Origin of the sequence: Secundilactobacillus folii, assembly GCF_009720675.1 — a bacterium.
Taxonomy (GTDB): Bacteria; Bacillota; Bacilli; order Lactobacillales; family Lactobacillaceae; genus Secundilactobacillus; species Secundilactobacillus folii.
In genome coordinates this window covers 172,855-193,058 of record NZ_WNJO01000003.1, presented here as the reverse complement: position 1 = coordinate 193,058, position 20,204 = coordinate 172,855, and the positions used below count along the sequence as shown (strand labels likewise).

General features: G+C 43.5%; 18 protein-coding genes and 1 other annotated feature. Of the genes, 7 read left to right on the top strand and 11 right to left on the bottom strand.

Translation table 11 applies throughout. The features are described from left to right. Positions 1-64: 64 nt before the first annotated feature. Positions 65-1,465, bottom strand: coding sequence for an FAD-dependent oxidoreductase (locus tag GM612_RS03905; protein WP_155431077.1), 1,401 nt, complete (start codon positions 1,463-1,465; stop codon positions 65-67). Between the two features lie 138 nt (positions 1,466-1,603). Between GM612_RS03905 and GM612_RS03900 the strand changes: the two genes are divergently transcribed. Continuing rightward, positions 1,604-2,269, top strand: a complete 666-nt coding sequence (locus GM612_RS03900) for an EAL domain-containing protein (RefSeq protein WP_343031787.1) — start codon at positions 1,604-1,606, stop codon at positions 2,267-2,269. 176 nt (positions 2,270-2,445) lie between these two features. Here the strand turns inward: GM612_RS03900 and GM612_RS03895 are convergent, their stop codons facing one another. Beyond that, positions 2,446-3,804, bottom strand: coding sequence for an amino acid permease (locus tag GM612_RS03895; RefSeq protein WP_155431076.1), 1,359 nt, complete (start codon positions 3,802-3,804; stop codon positions 2,446-2,448). 367 nt (positions 3,805-4,171) lie between these two features. Between GM612_RS03895 and GM612_RS03890 the strand changes: the two genes are divergently transcribed. After that, complete coding sequence (locus GM612_RS03890; protein ID WP_155431075.1) at positions 4,172-5,116, top strand: magnesium transporter CorA family protein; 945 nt, start codon at positions 4,172-4,174, stop codon at positions 5,114-5,116. A 454-nt stretch (positions 5,117-5,570) separates the two neighbouring features. Further along, entirely contained in the window at positions 5,571-6,602 is a 1,032-nt protein-coding gene (locus tag GM612_RS03885) for a ketopantoate reductase family protein (protein ID WP_155431074.1), read from the top strand. Here the strand turns inward: GM612_RS03885 and GM612_RS03880 are convergent. Beyond that, on the bottom strand, positions 6,590-7,432 hold the full coding sequence (locus GM612_RS03880) for a prephenate dehydratase domain-containing protein (protein WP_155431073.1): 843 nt from the start codon (positions 7,430-7,432) through the stop codon (positions 6,590-6,592). The genes GM612_RS03885 and GM612_RS03880 overlap by 13 nt on opposite strands. Positions 7,433-7,573: 141 nt before the next feature. On the opposite strand from GM612_RS03880, the gene GM612_RS03875 reads away from it, so the two are divergent. Continuing rightward, positions 7,574-7,951, top strand: a complete 378-nt coding sequence (locus tag GM612_RS03875) for an iron-sulfur cluster biosynthesis family protein (RefSeq protein WP_173021216.1) — start codon at positions 7,574-7,576, stop codon at positions 7,949-7,951. A 72-nt stretch (positions 7,952-8,023) separates the two neighbouring features. Here GM612_RS03875 and GM612_RS03870 read toward each other — a convergent pair whose 3' ends face one another. The 3 genes from GM612_RS03870 to GM612_RS03860 all read right to left on the bottom strand — a co-directional run bounded on the left by GM612_RS03870 (position 8,024) and on the right by GM612_RS03860 (position 11,785). Next, a complete protein-coding gene (locus GM612_RS03870) occupies positions 8,024-9,301 on the bottom strand; it encodes a M20/M25/M40 family metallo-hydrolase (protein ID WP_155431071.1) in 1,278 nt (425 codons plus the stop codon). Between the two features lie 310 nt (positions 9,302-9,611). After that, a complete protein-coding gene (locus tag GM612_RS03865) occupies positions 9,612-10,349 on the bottom strand; it encodes an amino acid ABC transporter ATP-binding protein (RefSeq protein WP_343031786.1) in 738 nt (245 codons plus the stop codon). Next, positions 10,346-11,785: an amino acid ABC transporter substrate-binding protein/permease gene (locus tag GM612_RS03860; protein WP_155431069.1), complete on the bottom strand. Its 1,440-nt coding sequence runs from the start codon at positions 11,783-11,785 to the stop codon at positions 10,346-10,348. Before GM612_RS03860 ends, GM612_RS03865 begins: the two co-directional genes overlap by 4 nt. Before the next feature lie 406 nt (positions 11,786-12,191). Here GM612_RS03860 and GM612_RS03855 point away from each other — a divergent pair, with 406 nt between their 5' ends. After that, positions 12,192-13,361 carry a pyridoxal phosphate-dependent aminotransferase gene (locus tag GM612_RS03855; RefSeq protein WP_155431068.1) on the top strand — a complete coding sequence of 390 codons (1,170 nt, stop codon included), beginning with the start codon at positions 12,192-12,194 and terminating at the stop codon, positions 13,359-13,361. A 243-nt stretch (positions 13,362-13,604) separates the two neighbouring features. Beyond that, complete coding sequence (locus GM612_RS03850; protein ID WP_246147548.1) at positions 13,605-14,303, top strand: CPBP family intramembrane glutamic endopeptidase; 699 nt, start codon at positions 13,605-13,607, stop codon at positions 14,301-14,303. Positions 14,304-14,444: 141 nt separating this feature from the next. Here GM612_RS03850 and GM612_RS03845 read toward each other — a convergent pair whose 3' ends face one another. From GM612_RS03845 to GM612_RS03835, 3 genes are all read right to left on the bottom strand, one after another. Further along, positions 14,445-15,260, bottom strand: coding sequence for a 2-keto-4-pentenoate hydratase (locus GM612_RS03845; protein WP_155431066.1), 816 nt, complete (start codon positions 15,258-15,260; stop codon positions 14,445-14,447). A gap of 363 nt (positions 15,261-15,623) precedes the next feature. Further along, positions 15,624-15,868 (bottom strand) — a binding site (T-box leader). 132 nt (positions 15,869-16,000) lie between these two features. Further along, complete coding sequence (locus GM612_RS03840) at positions 16,001-16,432, bottom strand: hypothetical protein (RefSeq protein WP_155431065.1); 432 nt, start codon at positions 16,430-16,432, stop codon at positions 16,001-16,003. 28 nt (positions 16,433-16,460) lie between these two features. After that, positions 16,461-17,585, bottom strand: coding sequence for a lipocalin-like domain-containing protein (locus tag GM612_RS03835; protein WP_155431064.1), 1,125 nt, complete (start codon positions 17,583-17,585; stop codon positions 16,461-16,463). A 310-nt stretch (positions 17,586-17,895) separates the two neighbouring features. On the opposite strand from GM612_RS03835, the gene GM612_RS03830 reads away from it, so the two are divergent. After that, positions 17,896-18,450 (top strand): TetR/AcrR family transcriptional regulator, encoded by a 555-nt coding sequence (locus tag GM612_RS03830; protein ID WP_173021215.1) that lies wholly within the window; start codon positions 17,896-17,898, stop codon positions 18,448-18,450. Positions 18,451-19,133: 683 nt separating this feature from the next. On the opposite strand, the gene GM612_RS03825 is transcribed toward GM612_RS03830, so the two are convergent. Together GM612_RS03825 and GM612_RS03820 are read right to left on the bottom strand one after the other, a co-directional pair. Beyond that, a complete protein-coding gene (locus tag GM612_RS03825; RefSeq protein ID WP_155431062.1) occupies positions 19,134-19,541 on the bottom strand; it encodes a hypothetical protein in 408 nt (135 codons plus the stop codon). A 118-nt stretch (positions 19,542-19,659) separates the two neighbouring features. Then, a complete protein-coding gene (locus GM612_RS03820) occupies positions 19,660-20,100 on the bottom strand; it encodes a hypothetical protein (protein WP_155431061.1) in 441 nt (146 codons plus the stop codon). Between the last annotated feature and the right edge of the window lie 104 nt (positions 20,101-20,204).

Here is a 20,204-nt window from a genome sequence, read left to right as displayed (position 1 = left end):
TCGGCGGCAGATTCCCGTACTGGAAATCTGTCGCCGACTGTATTTTAAAAACGAATCTTGGGTTTCACTGATCAGAATTAGCATTTCCTAAAGCTGTAAAGCGCGGTTTACCGTTACCGGCAGCCTGCTCCTGATCAATTGCCAATTGGGCAACTTGATTCAGGTAGTTAAAGGGAAAGTCAAAGTTGGGCTGGAACAGCATATCAACAAAGGCTAGATCGTCAATGGTGTTGTTATTTTGAATCGCGAGTGAAACGGCGTTCGCAGACTGAGTAATATCGTGTCGGCTCAATAGTTGTGCCCCCAAAACTCGACGATTATCACGATTATACACGAGGTAAATGGTCAACGGATCCGTTGATGGCATGTACTCTGGCCGCCAAGTGGTTTCCAAAGTCACGCTAGCAGCGTTGATCCCACGCTCTTTAGCGTGTATCAATGTTAGACCGGTAGTTGCCAGGGCATTGCCGTAAAGCTTTAATGCGGAACTCGCCTGCGTACCGATGTAGGGATGAGTATGACCAAAAATGTTGTGCGCAACTAGCATCCCTTGACGAATAGCGACACTTGCTAACGGCGTATAAGCAGGTGCACCGGTTGGGTTAAAGGTCACCATGCAACAGTCGCCCGCCGCGTAAATATCGGGATCTGAAGTCTGAAGGTAGCGATTGGTACTAAATGAGCCATGACGTTCAATGTCGACTTGACCGGTTAACAGGCTAGTATTCGGTGTGAAACCGGTGCTGACGATCACCACATCAGCTTTAAAATCGCCCTGATTGGTCTCAATCGTAATTTTACTATCGTCTTCGTTGCCGCTAAAGGCCGTGACCTCATGCTCCAGATGTACATCGACTTTATGGTCTTGTAACAGTTTAACTGCCCAATCAGACAAAGGTTTATCAACGTAATTATTCAGTACCTGTGAGCGTGATTGAAAAAGGGTGATGTGATGACCATTTTCGGAGAGGGCTTCGGCAAATTCAATGCCGGCGTACCCAGCGCCCACAATTGCAATATCATGGTATTTTTCAGATGCTTTATAGATCTCTTGAGCCTGCTGATAGTTTTTACACAGCAGGACGCGGGTGTTATCAATGCCAAAAAGCGGTGGTACCATGACTGAAGAGCCCGTTGTCATGATCAGTTTGTCGTAAGTATCCTCAAAAACATCGCCACTGACCATGTTAGCGACTTGAATGGTGTGCTTGGCAGCGTCTACTTTTAAAACGTCATGGTTATCGTGGACAGTTGCGCCCATTTCCTGTAACTCTTCTGGCGAAGAATAAAACATATCTTCAAGATGTTTGACTTCCCCTTGTAAATACAAGGAAATACCACAGGAAAGAAACGAAAAATTATCGGTCCGTTCATAAATTGTTAAATCGGTTTCAGGATGATTTTTCAGAATTTCCGTGGCTGCAACTGTTCCAGCATGTGTGCATCCAATAATAATAACCTTCATGTTATCAAACCCTCGTTTCGTACAGATGGCTAAATCTTTGAAATTTCATTGAATCAGGTAAATATTGATTTTATAAATGCTATAATCAAAGTGGAATCATTAGGGTAGTGAGTCTTTAAAAAAAGGGGGGACATCGTCGTGTACAGGTACTTCATCCAACCACAACTGAATAGATTTACCAATTCTTTGATTGGTTATGAAATGCTGATTCGTAAATACGACGATGAGCACTGGAAATTACCGCAAAACTTCGCGGCGATTCCAGTTGATGAACAAGTGAACCTCCTAAAGTTGACAGCAAAACGAATCGGCCTGAAAGTTGGTTCAATCTCATTTAACTTAAACCGCAGTCAATTTATTGACCAGCACATGGCGGAAGCTTTAATCGACGCTCAACATGATATCTACCCTGTGAAACTGATTATTGAAGTGACTGAGGAATCCTGTGATAAGGACGTAGCTCGTGAGGCACTAGTTAAGAGCGCCAAGCACTATACCGAAAATGGTGTCCAGATCAGCCTTGACGACGTTGGGACAGGCTTCAACACTTATAATAACATTAAAGCGTTGCTACCATATGCCAATGAGATTAAGTTTGCGATGCAAAACTTCCGGCGCGAAACCCGTGAAGGCGAAATTGTCGATCAATTACAATTCTGGAAGGAAGTTGCCAGCAAATATCACATTCGGTTGGTGGTTGAAGGTACGGAAAACGCTGAAGAAGATGAGTTGCTCAATCAGCTAGACCTCCCTTACCGTCAAGGTTACTTTTATGGTAAACCACATTTAGTAAAATTGGAATAGCTAAGGTTGAAGCATCGCCTAGTTCATGCGCTTGACTGCTGAACTAAAATTTAAAACTTAGCTTTACAATGACAGAAAAGCAATAACAGATAGAGTTCCCCAAGACTGGGTGAGTTCATCTATTATTGCTTTTTAGCACCTCTAAAAGCGGGCTGGTTCACCCGTTTTGAACTTGTCTAATCGACCTTAACTTTGCCATGGAATTTAACGAAGTAGAGGATCGTCATGAAGACTAAGAAGACGACACCCACGAGAATCGAAATTCTGGTTTCCGGGTTGAAGAACATGAAAATCAAGGTAATGAGTAAGAAAGCCAATGTGAGGTAATTTGACCATGGTGAAAGTGGCATTTTAAACGGATGCTTGGCCATGATGTCCTTATGTTCCCGTCTGAATTCAAGCTGACTGATCAAAATAACAAACCACGGAATCATACCTGGTAGTACACTTGAGCTGTAGACCATCACGAAAATGTTAGTCGCACCCTTAAAGAAGATCGGCGTGACAAAGTCCAATACGACCCCGAGAAAAATGCCCAAAGAAATGGCGATGACTGAGTAGAAAGGCACCCCGTGACGGTTTAACAATAGGAAACGTCGCGGCAGTTGGCCATTATTTGCTAAGGTGTAAGACATTCGACTGGCACTGTAAATACCCGAGTTCGAACCTGACAGTGCAGCAGTAATCACAACGAAGTTAATGATTGAAGCGGCTGAAGTGATACCAATTTTGGCGAAGGTCTCAACGAATGGCGAGCCAACGTTACTTAACTGATTCCAAGGATAGATACTTAAAATAACAAAAATAGCACCGATATAGAAGATCAGAATTCGGAAAACAGTTGAGCGAATCGCTTTAACCAGAGTATGTTGAGGATTCTCAGCTTCGCCCGCAGTAACACCGATCAGCTCAATTCCTTGATAGGAAGCAAGCACAATGGACAGTGCAAAGAAGAAACCTTTAAAGCCACCGGTGAAGAAACCGTGAGTCCAGATGTTTGAAATGCCGATCGGGTGGAAATGGTTACCGATCCCAAAAACGATTAGTAACAAACCAACGATGATCATCAGGACGATGGTGACGACCTTGATCAGGGCGAACCAGAATTCAAGTTCACCGAACATGGCAACGGAGATCAGGTTTGCTAGACACAGAAAAGTAATGGCAATGATCCCTGGTATCCATGCTGGCAAGCCCGGCCACCAGAATTTGAAGTATCCGCCGATGGCAATCATTTCACTCATCCCAACGACGACAAATTGGAAAATATTACTCCAAGCGGTCAGGTAGCCGGCTAGTGGATGGATATACTCCGTTGCAAACTTGGAAAACGAACCTGTATCAGGATCAACGTAAAGCATTTCCCCTAGCGCCCGCATAATCAGATACAAGAAAACCCCTGCAATCGCGTACGCAATCAGAACGGACGGCCCGGTCCACTTAATGGTTGAGGTGGACCCCATGAACAGCCCGACCCCAATCGTTCCGCCGAGCGCTATCATCTGCATCTGGCGCGCACTTAATTTTCGTTTCATAAGTTCTAATCCCTTTCACATAATAATGATGGCTTCCCCTTAACCAACTGCTGATCACTCGACCGTTGGTTCCTGTAAAGTTTTGCGGTGTTTTCGAGCCACGTGCAATAACTAGACCCCCATCACTGTTTATTAGTTTTGTATGAGAATAATCTTACACGAATTTTCTTTCAAGTGCAAATTAAAATCCGCTTTAAGACTGGATACATTGGGGAAATCAGAGATTTTTTAAAGCCGAATAAAGCCTGTATAACACCATTTAGGTTGAAAATTCAGTCATTTTGCAGTGTAATTATCCAATTCCGCAAGGGGACTTAAAAGTTGTAAAATATACCTATTAGAAATCAAACGGTTAGGAAGGACAGCAATGCTAGAAGAACATCAGCTTTGGCATGATTTAACCTGGGTCGCGGTTGATTCACCCGATGATCATGACATGGAAACGCTACGTAAAACATATGATATTACCAAGAAGTATCTCAGTTACATGCTGGATATCCGTGAGCGGGCACGCTTTGATTACGACCCCGAAACAAAGTGCAGCTTGCTGGTCTTTCGTTCGGTCAATCATGGCGAAGAGGGGCAAGACATTTCAGAATATTTGGAAACGGTGCCGTTTTGTTTAATGATGAAGGGCAACGTCTTGATCTCAGTGACCCATCCGCGTAATGCTTACGTGACCGAAAAGATGCAGCAGGTGATCGATGAATTTCGCAGTCACACGCAAGAGCCGCAAGATTCTTTACTGTCCATCGCCTTTGCATTGATCTTCCAATTAAATGAAGATTATCTCGACAGGATCGATGACATGAATAAGACTCGAGAAAAACTGGAAGCCATCCATGGTCGGCCCAGTAATAAGCAGATCCGGCAACTTTCCAATCTCGACAAACGGCTGGTATATTTGAAAACGGCCGCTAACAATAACGTGATTGCTATTCGGCAGCTGCAAGTTTTATCAGATTCTGATGATGATCCGTTAACGCTAAGTACAACGGAAATGCAGCACTTGAAAGACCTTCGAGTCGAAGTCGAACAAAGCCGAGAAATGGCTAATATTGCGGCCGAAATCGTTGAGCAGGTTGTCGGCAGTTACAGTAACATCCTTGATAATAGCATTAATAATACGATGCGATTACTGACGGTCTGGTCATTGGCACTAGCGATTCCACCCATTGTGTCGGGATTTTGGGGGATGAATATGCCATTGCCACTTGCCAAGGAGCCGTGGAGCTGGGTCTTTTCAATTGTAGTTTCTGTTGTCCCGATAATTGCCTTGATGTGGTACTTAAAGAAGCATCATGATATATGACGCGGTGATTATTTTGAAGGGGAATTTAACAGCTTAAGGGTTATGAAATTCAAATGCCTGTCCTGCACTCTTTAAAAAAAGTCACAAAAAAGGCTTGACGGATCTGTAAACCGGGTTTATATTAAAACCACATTAACAAATGATGAGAAAAGCAAATGCAACGACAAGGAGAGTAGCCGTTGGCGGATCCCAAGTGAGCCCTGTTGAGTGTGAAAGGGTGGCTAGGCCAGCAGTGAAAGTAACCTTCGAGCAGTGAATGCGATTGTTGAGTGTTCACGGTGTGTCCGCCTTACTGGACTAGCGTATCGTCCCGGGACCGTACGCGAAAGGCAACGTCTGTGAAGGCGATTGCGAATTAAGGTGGTACAGCGCATCAAGCGCCCTTGATCAAGTGATGAACTTGTTCAGGGGCGCTTTTTCTCATCAAATAATAATATTATGGAGTGTGATTTTAATGAAATTTGCAATGATTGGTGCAGGAGCAATGGGTCTACGATATGGGATTCTTCTTCAGGAAGCTGGTAATGACGTTACGTTTATCGATACTTGGCAGCCACACATTGACAAGATCCGCGAACAGGGCGGGGTCTACGTATCACGTGACCATCAAGATCGACATTTAACACCGATCAAGCTTGAGACGCCAGAATCCTATAAGGGTGACCCGGATATTTTGATCTTCTTCACAAAGCAAATGCAGTTGGCTGGTTTTCTTAAACGCTGCGAACACTTTTTCAATGACCGTCAATATGCATTTACCTGTATGAACGGGATGGGCCACATTGAGAAGCTGCAGCAATACTTTGCCGATGATAAAATCATTGCTGGTACCGCGTTGATTGCCACCGTTTTGAACGGCCCTGGCGACGTTGATTTCATGGGTAAAGCAGGTGCTGGTAAAATGAACATGGCAAACCTCACTGAAAAGCCCGATGAAATGACTCACCAGCTTTTCGATGAACTTAAGAAGGCCAACATGAACCCAACGTTGACCACGAACTTCCGCGGTACCCTCATGACAAAGGTAATCTTTAATTCAGTTATTAATACCCTGTGTACACTATTTGAAATTCAAATGGGCGAATTCGGTAACTTTCCAAAGGCCTACGACCTCGGTCGTCAACTGATCGATGAAGCCTATGATATTTGCGAGCGTGCTGGGATCACCTTAGTTTCAACGCGTGACGAAGAGATGCACGCCTTGGATATTAATACCCGAATCGATATGCCGCTTCACTATCCTTCAATGTATCAGGATATGATCCATGACCGCCCGACTGAAGTTGATTACATTAACGGCTACATAGCTCAGCTTGGCCGTGAGCACAACTACGAAGCGAAGACACATATCTTCTTGACTAACCTTGTTCATTTGGCCGAATATCACCGCGCTAACCAGAAGAAGGCACGTGAAGCTGAAAAGGCTAAAATTGCAAATCAATCAAAAGCTAAGACCACTACGACAACTAATGCTCAAACGGCATAGAAGCCTAGCGGATGCAAGGTATAGACTTGCGCCATCTGGTTCAGCGTTTCAAACAGTACCTGACGTTGCGCAAAAGTGCCAGAGATTTCAATGTAAAACGAGTAAATGCCGATTTTCTGGCGCGTCGGCAATGACATAATGGTCACCAGATTCAGGTGTGCATCCGTGGGATAGGTCAGGATCTGGTGCAGCACGCCTGGTTCCTCAGTTGGTGGCGTGACGAACAACGGAAACTTAAACATAGCAGTAGCATCTTCAACCGGTCGGGCTGGCATCGTCAGCGTGGCCGGTTGTTTTTTGAAGACAATAAACCGGGTGGCGTTATTGTCTTGATCAGCGACGTTGTCGAGCTTAAAGGGAAACGCTTGGACTGCCAGCTGTGATTGAGGGATGATGGCGGCATCGCCATCAACACCGTGCCGTAACTTTGAGACCGAAATCATGTTGCTGGAAGTCGTGATGATCTGAGCGTCTGGCAACTGAGAAAGCAGTTTTTGACATTGTCCTTCAGTCTTAAACTGCACAAAAATACGTTTGATATCAGCTAATCGGTTGACCCTACCAGCTAGGCCGAAGTTAACGGGAACGGTAACTTCGCCAATTTCAGTCACGTCCGCGACTTGGAGTCGTTGCAGGGTTGCCAAAACGAAACCGTCCAGTTGATTCTCTAATGGCAGCAGACCGATGCCATCAGGTTCAACGGCCTGGTAAACTTGGTCAAAGGTCGCGTGATAATCAATTTCAACGTTGTTAATGGGATGGGCTAAGAGATAAGCGTGAGCGGCGGCATCGGCAAACGTACCAGCCGGGCCCAGAACAGAAAATTTCAATGTGATGCCTCCCGAAAGTCTTTTCTTTGATTATAGCGTAGTTGAAGCGTTTAAATCTAAAAAGATTGTGTGCAATCTATTTGTGTATTTAACAAATTAGTGGCACAATGTGACTTGTAAATGAAATTGGAGGTAATTAAAATGACCACACTTAAAATGAGCAATGAAGTCATCGAACGGCTTAAGAAGCATATGACTACAGACAGTGATCAGTTGATCTTAGATTTCGATGATGGTGTTGGTGCATACTCCAAGGTAGGGGTTTGCTCACTGGACGTCAGTTTCCGGTTCTTAGTTGTTGATCAGGAAAGCGTCGACGACTCGATTTTTGATGAAGCACTTGATAGCCCAATGGGTAAGGTGCTAATCAAGAGTTACGCCGATAATTACTTCATCGATGAGGCACCCAAGCTCGATTTAAGCAAGTTGGGGTTGATCACTCTCAAGACGAATACTGGTGTAATCGACACTAATGTTGAAATTTTAGACCATCCTGAAACTGTTGCGGCATCGAAATAAGTGCCATAGTGAAAACCACGTTAAAAAGCCTAGTAGCACATCCCAATGGTTGTGCTGCTAGGTTTTTTTAGATCAACTGCTGTGGTTGTTCGGGTCACTTAAAAATGCATTTGCGGCCTGTTCGTAAAGGTGGATGAAGTCAAAATAAGAACTCATTTCTAGGTATTCATCAGCTTGATGTGCACTGGTATTTCCCGGACCTAAGATAATCATATCCGCTGTGGGATTGAAACGCCGAAATTCCGAAGCGTCGGTCCCAAGTGAAACACCGATAATGGGGAGTGTACAAGGTTCAGAAAGGTTTTTGGCTGCGGCCAACTGGAGCTCTGTCACAATGTTGGTTCGCCCGGGATTAATAACCGGTGGCTCACTTTGGTTAACTGTTAGGGTAAGGTCAACGCCGGAATTCAGGTTCAGTTCGTCAATCAGCTGTTGCAGACGCATAATCAGATCATCATTTGGCAGTTCCGGAATTGTACGGACTTTTACCTGCTCGAAAGCAGTGTCTGGCACGCTATTAACCTGGTGGCCACCCTGAATAATATCTGGTGAATAGACGGTGGCTCCCAGCTGAGAATCGATTTCATGTAGGTTATCATAAAGTTCCTGTTCAGCAACGTAGTAGCTCACTAAGGCATCGATCGCGTTAACTCCCATTTTCGGCATTGAACTGTGGGCAGACTTACCTTGGGCGGAAACCGTATAAGTCATCCACCCTTTGTGAGCGGTGACGAGAAAATGCTGTTCAGGAGCCTGACTGTCTAAGATCCGATTTTGAACGTCAACCAGTTGTTGTGGGTCAATCTTAGCGCCGCCACTGTTAAAGTAGGCATCAATGTCGTTGAGAGCAACACCAGTCGGTTCCCCAAAAATAAAGGCGTCTAAATCATCACCGTAACCGTGTTCCGCCAGAAAGTGAGCACCGGATTCCGTTAATTCTTCCGAGACAGTGGCCATTAACCGGAGAGTACCGTGGACCGGTAGCTGCTGTTCAGACAGTTCAATCATCGTGATCACCATTGCAGCTAGGCCACCCTTCATGTCGGCAGCGCCACGACCGAAAATTCTGCGGTTACGAATGGTGGCTTCAAACGGGGGTGACGTCCAGCTGTCGAGCTTACCAGGCGCGACGGTATCCAGATGACCACTTAACCCTAATTTAGGGTGCTGACCATCACCAATTTCAGCGACAAAACCAAAGCGACCCGGAAATTCTTCGATTCGTTGTGCTTTGATACCATGATTGCCTAATAGCCGAATTAAATAATCGGCAACTGGTGTTTCGCTGCCATTAACTGATTGTATATTGATCAACGACTGGACGACTTGTAACTTTTCGGTCTCTTTCATGGCAGTAGCCTCCGTTGGTTGGTTTGTAAATTAAGTTTAGCGGAATAAAAGCGCTTAAAATTTTCTTTAGTATAGCCGGATTCGGCTGGGACAACAAGCATTCGGCATGTTGGAAACGGAAAACTAGCGGGTAGATTTGTTGACGAATCTACCCGCTAGTTGGTTATCTTAAATCTCTGTAGCTGAAATGCGCTGCACAAGGCCGAGACCTATGTGTAAGGGGACTCTGGCAAAATTGCCGGCATAGACCACCGTCAATTCTGCCAGAGTCCCCTTACACGCCGGCCTCAAACCCGCCTTGTTTCGCGCTCTAGACATTTAGCACCTTATCCAGAAAATCCTGCAGCCTCGGATTCTTCGGATGATTGAACATCTCATCCGGCGTTCCCTGTTCCTGGATATTGCCGTCATCCACAAACACCACGCGATCCGCCACTTCCTTTGCAAAGCCCATTTCATGGGTCACAACGATCATCGTCATTCCCTGCTTTGCCAAGTTCTTCATAACCGCCAGCACATCACCAACCATCTCTGGATCTAGCGCCGACGTTGGCTCATCAAATAACATCACATCCGGATCCATTGCTAACGCTCTGGCAATAGCTACCCGTTGTTGTTGCCCCCCTGACAGGGACTGCACAGTCGCGTCAAATTTCGATTCGAGCCCAACCGTTTTTAACAGACGTTTTGCATGCTCCGCGGCCGCCTGCTTATCCTCTTTTTTCAGTTCCACCGGCGCCAGCATAATGTTTTCACTCACCGATAGGTTATTAAATAAGTTGAAATGCTGAAACACCATCCCAATATTTTCGCGAACTTTGTTAATATCGGTTTTTGGATCGGCAATATTCATCCCATCAATGATAATATCACCACTAGTTGGTGCTTCCAACTTGTTCAGCGTCCGCAGCAGGGTACTTTTGCCGGAACCAGAAGGCCCAATCACCACGACCACTTCATTATTTTGAACCTCCAGATTAATGCCTTTCAGCACCTCATTATTGCCAAACGTTTTCACTAAATTGGTTACTTTAACTTTTGCTGTCACAGCCGAACCCTCCTTTGAACCCAATTAGACAACCATGTCAGCAACGTAATGACCACGAGGTAAATGACGGCAATGATCGTCCAGACTTTGAACCCTTCCAGATTTCTGGCGATGATGATCTTCCCGGTTTGGGTCAGTTCAAGAATGCCGATGATCGACAGAATCGACGTATCTTTAAGGGTGATGATGAATTGATTAATAAACGATGGAATCATAATTCGAATCCCCTGTGGTAGGATGACCCGTCGCATGGCTTTCCCAAATGGCAGCCCTAGACTTCGAGCAGCTTCCATTTGACCGATGTTCACCGCGTTGATGCCGCCCTTAACAAACGCGGCAATGTACGCTCCTTCATTAAACATCAAAGTGATGGTGCCCGCAACAAAGGCAGGGATTTTTTGGTTCGTTAAACTTGGAATACCAGTGTAGATGAACAGGGCCAAGACCAGCAGAGGCAGGCCACGGAAGATGTAAATTAACGTGGTTGAAAGGCCGTTGAAAAACTTATTTGGTACCACACCCAGTAAACCAACGATCACGCCAAATACAGTGGCGAAGAAGATCGCAACAATTGTCAGCCAAACGGTTTCTTCAAACCCACCAAGCAAGGCTGAGCGGTTTTGTTTGATCAGTCCCCAAAATGTCCGGTCGGAAGAAGTATCTGAACTGCCTTTCGCGCCGAGGTATTTTCTCGTAATGCGAGCGTATTCACCGTTTGCTTTCATATCAGCTAGTCCCTTATTGAACATCCGCAGAAGTTTTTGGTTGTGCCCTTTTTTGACGGCAAAGCCATAGGGGCCATTTTCCACCGGCTTGGTCACGATCTTTAGTTTGGTTCCTTGTCTGACCGCGTACCGCATCACAGGAGAATCTTCGAAACAAGCGGCCGAATTCCCAGTGATAACATCTTGGTACATATCATTGGATTCATCAAAGGTGACGATGTGGAAGCCATACTTTTTCTGAATCGACTTTGCGTAGTCGGCTCCTGATGTCCCGGTTTTTACAGCCACTTTTTTGCCCCTTAAATCCTTAAGACTCGTGGTTTTTGAATTGGGTGTGACTGCCATAACGACTCCGGACGTGAAGTAGGGTTTAGAGAAATCAAAAGTTGCTTCCCGTTCCTTAGTAATTGACATGCCGGCAATCATCCCGTCCAACTGGCCAGACTGAACGGCTTGGACAGCACCGTTAAAACTGGTTGGCTTAATATTGACCTTGAAGCCCTGATCCTTAGCAATCGCCTTCAAAAGTTCAATATCAATGCCGACATATTTATCATGTTTGTTGGCAAATTCAAATGGCGGGAACGTGACGTCCGTTCCAATTTGGTAAGTCGTTTCAGCCTTGGCTGGCGTGATACCAGCGCTCAGGGCAAAAACCATAGCTGCCAGCATGACAAAACCGGCAAACAATGAAGCAAACTTGCGTTTCATATAACTGATCCCCCTCATGTGTCATGTTACGAAATCTAACATGTGATTATGAGAATATGATAACAGTATTATCAGCGAATGTATAGTCTTAATTTTAAATCCAGTTCAAAAATAGCATTGACTATTCATTCACGAGTGAATGATACAGTGTATTTTATAAATACCGTTTCTATGGTAAATAATTGCATTTTAAAGGTTATTGTTGATTTGATTAATATTCAGGTTATCAATAAATATTATCACTATCTGACACTTGGACAACTATGTAATGGTCTAGTTAAGGCCTCAGTTTGAATTGCCGTTCAAATTGTGTTTTAATTGAATTCTAATAAGACTTACATATTAATGTGGCGAAGTTGCTTAGGCAACTATTTCTGACACATCGATGTTCAAGGAGGAAGACAGCTTGAAGTTTGACGAATCGAATGTTTTACAGCACTTACCAAAACAGTTTTTTGCAACCTTGGTTGCCAAGGTGAACGCTAAGATTGCTAGCGGCGCGGATGTTATCAACTTGGGGCAGGGTAACCCTGATCAGCCAACACCCGACTACATTGTTCAGGCAATGCAAAAAGCGACGGCTGATCCAGAGAATCATAAGTATTCTCAATTTAGGGGGATGCCACGTCTAAAGCAGGCCGTTGCTGATTTTTACGCGCGTGAATACGGCGTTAAATTGGATCCTGAAAAAGAAGTCGCAATCTTAGGCGGCTCGAAAATTGGGTTGGTGGAGTTACCCTTTGCGTTACTGAACCCAGGTGACACCATGCTGTTACCTGATCCCGGGTATCCCGATTATTTATCGGGTGTCGCACTGGCTCAGGTTAAATTACGATTAATGTCGTTGAAAGCTGAAAACCACTTTTTACCTGACTATGACGACTTAGATCCGCAAGTGGTCGACCAGGCGAAGCTCATGTATCTGAACTACCCAAACAATCCAACTGGAGCAGTTGCAACGCCGGAATTTTACGAACAAACCGTTAAGTTTGCAAACGAACATCAGATTGGTGTTGTGCAGGACTTTGCCTATGGCGCAATTGGTTTTGATGGCAAGCGCCCGGTCAGCTTCTTACAAACTCCTGGCGCCAAGGACGTCGGAATTGAATTTTACACGATGTCAAAATCCTACAACATGGCTGGCTGGCGCATTGGTTTCGCAGTTGGTAATGCTGATATGATTGAAGCAATCAACTTGATTCAAGACCACCTGTTTGTTTCGGTCTTCCCAGCTATCCAGGAGGCCTCAATCACTGCTTTGGAGAGTGACCAGTCAACAGTCAGATCACTGGTAGCACTGTATCAAAAGCGACGTGATCAATTTTACGCTGCCGCCCGAAAGATCGGTTGGGAACCTTATCCATCTGGTGGGGCGTTCTATGCCTGGATGCCGGTACCAAAGGGGTATACCAGTGAGCAGTTTGCAGATTTGTTGCTGGATAAGGCTGCCGTTGCGGTAGCACCTGGAGTTGGTTTTGGCAAGAGCGGTGAAGGATACGTTCGCGTCGGCTTACTGATTGATGAACCGCGGTTCACCGAAGCTTGTGAGCGAATTGCCAAGCTCAATTTATTTTAAATGAGCATAACAATTAAACAATTGACAGCAGTCTGGTGACCCGATTTGGGCCCGGCTGCTGTTTTTTGGTTTCAAGTCGTTCAATAACGGACCGTTTTGACAATCAAGTCGTTTCTATCAACAGACCCAGTCATTAGTCCTTTAAAACGCCGTAATAGGGGGGACTTCAAGGGCCATTGACTAGGCATTTTAAGCCTGAACTGGTATGATAATAAGGCCAAAACAGGAAGGGACGAAAGTGTGATGACTTCAAAGTATCCTTTAAAAATCGACCTAGTCAAATCAGTGGTGGCGATACTGCTGCTGCCAATTGAGATGGGACTGATAGCGATATTGATCCATTCCGGTCAGACAAAATGGACCCAGTCACTGATCTATGTTGGCCTGGGGCTGATTGTTTTCTTGATGACCATGTATCTTTATCGCGATGTCTTAAGGCGTGATTGGCCAGCGTATCGAAAACATTGGCTGCGAAATACCCTACTGAATCTCTGCGGCGTACTGGTCTTATTCAGCGTCATTGCGCTGGTTCGCCTAGTGATGGCTAACGTCCTCCACATTGCTGCAATGACAAAACCAAGCGCCCTGTTGAGTGTTCAAGCAGCGGGGGCCGTCGCGTTTAACAGTATCGTCGTGTTGCTATCGCCGTTTACTGAAGAAATCGTCTTTCGTCACGTTTTGTTCTATCAGTTCAAGGGTCGACACGCAGCGTTGACCTTAGCAATGTTACTGATTTCGTCAGTTGCCTTTGGCCTCATGCACTGGAACAACTTCCATGGCCAGGTGATTCAAATGGTGCCATACATGTTTGCCGGTGGGGTGCTGGCCTTGATTTACTACTATACCAATAATATTTGGCAAAATATCATGACCCATTTCTGGCTTGATTTCGTGCAGTTTGCGGCCGCCATCGCACTTCTCGTGATTGCCTTTTTCCAGTGATATCGATCGATTCAAGTGTAAGGTTTATGAGATACAAAAACAGCAGCCCTGAAAATCAGGCTGCTGTTTTGGCATGTGTGGATCGTATGATTAGTGAGTAGATGAAATGATTGACTATGAATCAACAGGAGGGTTATAAGGTTACCGGTTAACGTGCAAGAGAACTGCTCCCATGCCCTTGTCAAAGGTGGCCTTCCAATCACCCTTAGTGAGTGATTCTGGTAGGAGGAAGGTTCCTGCTGAAACGCGTTGTCCCTTGCGGAGTGGCATTCCTTGACTATCTAGTTTCTTAACTAGCCATTGTAGCGAGTTTAGCGGGTTTCCTAGTACTTCAGTTGCCGCGCCATCCTTTAGTTTCTTACCATCGTGGAAGAGCTCACATTTAACAGTTGCCAGGTCCTCAGGTGATTCGAATAGCTTATCGGCATCTAGTCCTTCGCCGTAAACGACGTAGCCACCAACGGCTGCATCGGCCATCACCATGTATTTGGATAGGCTTGGGAACCAGTCACTGAACCTTGAGTCGGGTACTTCAACGGCCGGCGCAACGGTTGTTTTATGCCATAGATCTTCTAGCGAGTCGTTGGCCGATAGATCCTCTTTGGCACAAAACATCATTTCAACTTCGGCCAGCGGATCCATAACGTCGCTGGCTTCCACCGTATGTGGTGATGTCACGAAATGACTCTTAACTTGAGCACCATATAGCGGGCTGTCAGAATCGAACATGTCTTGCGTCTGCTTGCTAGTTAGAGAAACCTTATAGCCACCAACTGTTTCTTTCTTATCCGCCGTTAGTTGCCGTTGAACACGATAAGCCGCATCTTCGGTATCTACGTAACCCTTGAAATCGTCTTCTTTTAGCGGTTTGTGACTGGTGTAGGCATCAAATAGTGCCTGGGCTAATTTTGCTTCTTTGTCTGATAACGCTTGTTTACTTAATACTTGTTCACTCATGGGCGAAGCCTCCAAAATTATGTTTGATATGTGATTGGTGTTGCTATGTGATGAAACAATATGTGTTGTAACTATGTGTTGACACGGTATGTGAAAAACTATGTGAGAAAACTATGTGTAAATTCAGTTGGAACAATATGTGTTAAGAATCTGAAACTAGCTATGTGTGACCCGCCCGTTATTGGTGGGTTCAATGAGAAATTGCACTTCATTTACGCTTGAAAAGACTGTTATGTGTGAAATCTTAATCTGACCGTCATCTGAGTCCTTAATGTTAACTTCCAATTGCCCTCACCACCTTAAATGTCTAATTTTTTAAATTCAGAAAACGAAAAAGCGTCCTTAATCGCAAACTGCTTGCGATTTAAGGACGCTTTCACGTGGTACCACCTTAGTTTATAATTTCAAAATTGAAATTACCTCTCACGTACGGCATTGCTGCGATACGCTTGGCACGATAATGGGTGCACCCAATGTGTTCTACTTCGGCTTAGCCGTTTTGACACACAGCTCAGAGATGATCATCGCGCCCGTTCATCATTGCCTTTCACCACCCGGCAACTCTCTATATCTGAATCGAGGTTGATGTTTCTCGTCAACGCTTTTCATCTGAATTTAATGATTGACACTAATCTACACCCTGTATTTCACTCTGTCAACACTTAAATGTGAAAAAGATTAGAAAAATTTACTGGCTTGTGATTTGACTGATTAGTGGCGGCACCGCTGAGTTGGTATTTTTACTTTTGCTGGTTACTATAATCGACCACTAATTCGGGTAAAACGGTCCAAGTCTCATGTTTAGGTGTTTGACCCTTAGTCAGCATTGCATAGAAATCCGACCTGTTTTTGGTGCTTTGCGGATCACTCTTTGCGGCATTAACTAGTGATTCAAGATAATCTTCTCTATTTGAATATTGATCAATAAACATCCAGACATTATCGTCAGGATAATCTGTCGAGTCTGTGACATAAACTTGTGTATGATCATAGGCATATAGTTCATGGTGTTCCTGCTGATATTCTAAAATTTCACCAGCCAGTTTTCTAGCCTTCTTGAAGTCCTTTTTTGGAATGCGAACACGCATCATATCAACGTGAGCATCCCGCTTATCAAGTTTCTTTTCACTTTGAAGGCCTTCGTTTAACTCCTCTGAAAATTTTTTATCCATTGGTGATCTCTCCTTAAGAAATAGTACTTTATAAAGACTTAGCTGGGAAATTCATCTCGTACAGCATTGACCCATTAACCGTTTCAGTGTGTCCTGGCTTAATGATTTTAAGTTCAGTTGAGGCTAGATAACGGGTATAGGTCGGCTGCATTTTCAATTTATCAAATTGTTCTTGGGCTGCTTTAGGAGCCAGTCCATAAATATCAATGATATTGATCTCTTTAGGGGCGCTAATCGTATATACCACTTTAATATCGTCCTGGTTAAATGTATAACGGATTTCCTTAGGAACCTGTTTATTTGTGCTTTCCTGTAAATACGTTTCTAAAAACTCAACTTGGGTATTGGCGGCACTGGTATTTTCGAAGACTCTTTGGCCGTTATTATCGTCAATGGTCATTAACGGAATTTCCGGCTTACCAAATCGATCAGCACCTACCATGTCGTAAATTAAAACATTGTATTTGCCAATATTCTGCCGTCCCCAGATCCAGTGATGAAAAGCATTAACTGGGCTAATGTTGAACCACTGATGATTATAGTAAGCCGAGCCGGAAACTTTTTTCTCCTCGCCATAGACAGTGATTTTTCCAGATACCGTTAATTTGGTGATGCAGATAAAATTATAGTAAAATTTGTCATTTTCACCAAAAGTGATATAGCCAGTACCAGGTCGAAATGGTTTGACTTGGGCATCAAAATGCAGATCAACAGCCGTTTTATGTTTAACTGATTTTTTACCTTCCATAACAATTTCCTGATCTGCTTCGGGTTCGATGTGAACATCGTATTCTTGCCAGTCTTTGCCGACTAATGTGCTGGGTCCCCACTTCAAGTTAGCATCTTTTATACTGGTGTAAGTCTCCGCGGCATCGTACAGCCGGTAATCGTAAAGTGGAGTGCCATCTGGAGCAGTGTAATTAATGGCCACGTTAGGATTCTCTTCAGTGGTGTCTACATGATCAACAGATTTTGGCCTAAAACCTAACACCAGCGTTGATTGATCATCAAAACTACAGTCTAGGTACCAGATTTCAGCATGACCAGGTTGATTATTGTCTCTTCGACCGTCTTCCCAGGTTTCGATTTTATCTGGGTTAATACCTAATTTTTTGTAATCTGCGGGTTGGTCCATAATTCGTCCTTGTTTCATTTTATTTCCTCCTCGAGTTTTATGCTAATTGTCGTCAAGTAACGCCCAGCATTCTGACTTTTTTAGTTGGAATACTAACACCCATGTTTTCAAGTGTGTCTGTTTCTCGGTGATTTTTGTTCGTTTTGAGACCCTTTTTATTTGAATCTCTGAGAACCGTGCACTATTACGTTAGTTTGCTAATGTATTACTTTCATTACAAGCCAATCATATGTAGTATTAAGCTAGACATCAATAAGTAATCACCACATAATAGTTACTTATGTAACATATTATGCTTAAGATTTACTTTTCTTGGAGGGAGATATTCATGGATTTAAGAACTCAACGCACATTAAGTTCAATTGAAAATGCGTTTATTGATCTCACTTTGACGGAAGGCTTTTCCAAAGTAACAGTCCGTCAAATTGCCGCTGAAGCGCGAATTAACCCGAAGACTTTTTATGATCATTTTCATAATAAAACAGCCTTGGCTGCGTATCTAACCCAGAAATTTTTAAATCAATATGCGCAACTCATACAGACCCGCCTAGAAAATAATCAAGACATTCTGGCGGGCCACCTCGATTTGCACTTACAAGGATTGCTAAGTTCGATAATTGATAATCAAAAACTAAAAAAGACTATCCTAGCGTTAGAAAGCATTCATTCAAATAGTCTCGATTTTGAAGCCCAATTTCTGCAGGTGGTATCTGAAAATTTAAATAAATACCATATTTCCAAAGACCCACTCACCATTGATATTATTGCAACGATTACCCTTAAAATTATCAACTATTATATCCGTACCAATGAGCCATTTTCTCTAAGCAGACAGGAAAACATCGTGAAAACACTAGAGAGAATAATTAATCCTAGTCGTTGAGGCAATGGGCAGGGGGACATTTTTCATCAGCTCCAAACGAACTTTTCAGGGTAAATGTGTTTCAAGCAAAGAGTACTTCTCAGGATTCTTTTTAACTTTTATGATGATGTTAAGGAGATAAAACTATACTGATCAGTTCATTTATAAAAGAATTTCTATGAAAAAATGGTCTGATTCCGTGTGTATAGGAATCAGGCCATAGCCGTTCAAAATTAAATATGAAATAGTCTAAATTTTCTATGGCTTTTCATCGGTGCATGCACTTTCTATGAGTCTTTAATGTTGTTAGCTATACCTCGAAAAACGCCTAAGGCCAAACCAATTAAGAAACAGACAGTGTTGTTAAAGAGAAAGAATTCAACTAGCATTATTAAACAAAATAACGGCCAAAATTTTCGGCTTGGTAAGAAGAATATGTGTCCCAACCAAGGATATCTTTTTCCCTTATCTTCAATCGCGTCTTCTTTGTAAAGATCAGCATTCCGGGTCATTCTAGTGTTTCCATTTTGCCAGTCTGAGGCATTTTGACTATTACTGGTGTAATTTCTGAAATTGGCTATAGCTATCTTTTGGCCACAAGCGGGACAGAATTTCGAGTCTTAGGGGAATGTCATGCCACAATAGGGGCAAATATGTTTGTTATCATTCATTTTTAGCGCCTTACTATTCTGACTTAGAGATAATTAATATCTATATAACCATGCCTGACCCTTAAAAGATCGGAAAAATGTGAACTTAATTTTTGCCCCTTTCTTGTAAACCTTCATTGTCTGATTAACCGTATTACTTTTATCCATACCATTAATTTTGTACAAATGGGGGCTTAATTTCTCATAGCTTGCATACATGGCTATGCCCTGCATTGAAGATCCTAATCCATTTTGAAACCCGTAAAAGGGTGCCGAATACTTCCGAATATATAAACGCACGTAGTTTTTATGTACGCCCTTTGGACGACTCTTGTATTTGCTACGTAATGCTGCAGGCGTGCCTCTATGCCAGCTGGCGGCGTTGGCGTAAACCGAACTTCCTCCCATTAGAGTTAGACCAACTGCAAGTGCCAAGCTTCCTCTAAATAACTTGTTCATCATTATGATTTCTCCCAAATAGATTATTTGAAAATTCAATCAAAGTTCTGTTAACCAAACATTTTCAGGTTATAAAGTTGAAAAGGGACGCCAATATATGCTGGGAGTCCCATAAAAATCATTAGTACCATGGTAAATATGAAATGGTGCTCTTAATCGAGTAGTTTTTCATAGACTTGTAGCGAGCAAATCCTTCCACATGATAGGGTGCTTTATCAGGAATTCTAAGCATAAAATGATCTAAAACCACCCTGTTATGGCCATGAACCTTCTGTGTTGTCCGTTTCAGATAGCTTGCAGCGTCTGTGTGATTGATTCCGACAACCCACCAACCATGGTGTACCCGAGAAGCTGCAAAATGTGGGAAAGCACTATAATTTCCATACTTTGATATAGTATAGCCCTTCTTGCCAACCTTAACTATTTTGTGATTGCCATACCAAGTGCCACGAAAACCTCTAGGCATTGAATAATAATTTTTAGCGCTGGCAACCGTTGGCACAATAGCGAATACGGCTAACGCTAACGCTAATGTAATTAGTGTCCTGATCCATTTTTTCAATGTTTATTTACCTCCGAGTTTTACTACCATATAGCTGTAATAATATTAAATTATGATCTGTAAAGATATTCTATTAGGCGGTTACCAGTAACTTTTAGTTTGTT

What these genes read in the sequence shown, in the direction of transcription:
- GM612_RS03905 (WP_155431077.1), bottom strand. Translation starts at nt 1,465, where the DNA reads ATGAAGGTTATTATTATTGGATGCACACATGCTGGAACAGTTGCAGCC.
- GM612_RS03895 (WP_155431076.1), bottom strand. Translation starts at nt 3,804, where the DNA reads ATGAAACGAAAATTAAGTGCGCGCCAGATGCAGATGATAGCGCTCGGC.
- GM612_RS03890 (WP_155431075.1), top strand. Translation starts at nt 4,172, where the DNA reads ATGCTAGAAGAACATCAGCTTTGGCATGATTTAACCTGGGTCGCGGTT.
- GM612_RS03885 (WP_155431074.1), top strand. Translation starts at nt 5,571, where the DNA reads ATGAAATTTGCAATGATTGGTGCAGGAGCAATGGGTCTACGATATGGG.
- GM612_RS03875 (WP_173021216.1), top strand. Translation starts at nt 7,574, where the DNA reads ATGACCACACTTAAAATGAGCAATGAAGTCATCGAACGGCTTAAGAAG.
- GM612_RS03870 (WP_155431071.1), bottom strand. Translation starts at nt 9,301, where the DNA reads ATGAAAGAGACCGAAAAGTTACAAGTCGTCCAGTCGTTGATCAATATA.
- GM612_RS03860 (WP_155431069.1), bottom strand. Translation starts at nt 11,785, where the DNA reads ATGAAACGCAAGTTTGCTTCATTGTTTGCCGGTTTTGTCATGCTGGCA.
- GM612_RS03850 (WP_246147548.1), top strand. Translation starts at nt 13,605, where the DNA reads ATGACTTCAAAGTATCCTTTAAAAATCGACCTAGTCAAATCAGTGGTG.
- GM612_RS03845 (WP_155431066.1), bottom strand. Translation starts at nt 15,260, where the DNA reads ATGAGTGAACAAGTATTAAGTAAACAAGCGTTATCAGACAAAGAAGCA.
- GM612_RS03840 (WP_155431065.1), bottom strand. Translation starts at nt 16,432, where the DNA reads ATGGATAAAAAATTTTCAGAGGAGTTAAACGAAGGCCTTCAAAGTGAA.
- GM612_RS03835 (WP_155431064.1), bottom strand. Translation starts at nt 17,585, where the DNA reads ATGAAACAAGGACGAATTATGGACCAACCCGCAGATTACAAAAAATTA.
- GM612_RS03830 (WP_173021215.1), top strand. Translation starts at nt 17,896, where the DNA reads ATGGATTTAAGAACTCAACGCACATTAAGTTCAATTGAAAATGCGTTT.
- GM612_RS03825 (WP_155431062.1), bottom strand. Translation starts at nt 19,541, where the DNA reads ATGATGAACAAGTTATTTAGAGGAAGCTTGGCACTTGCAGTTGGTCTA.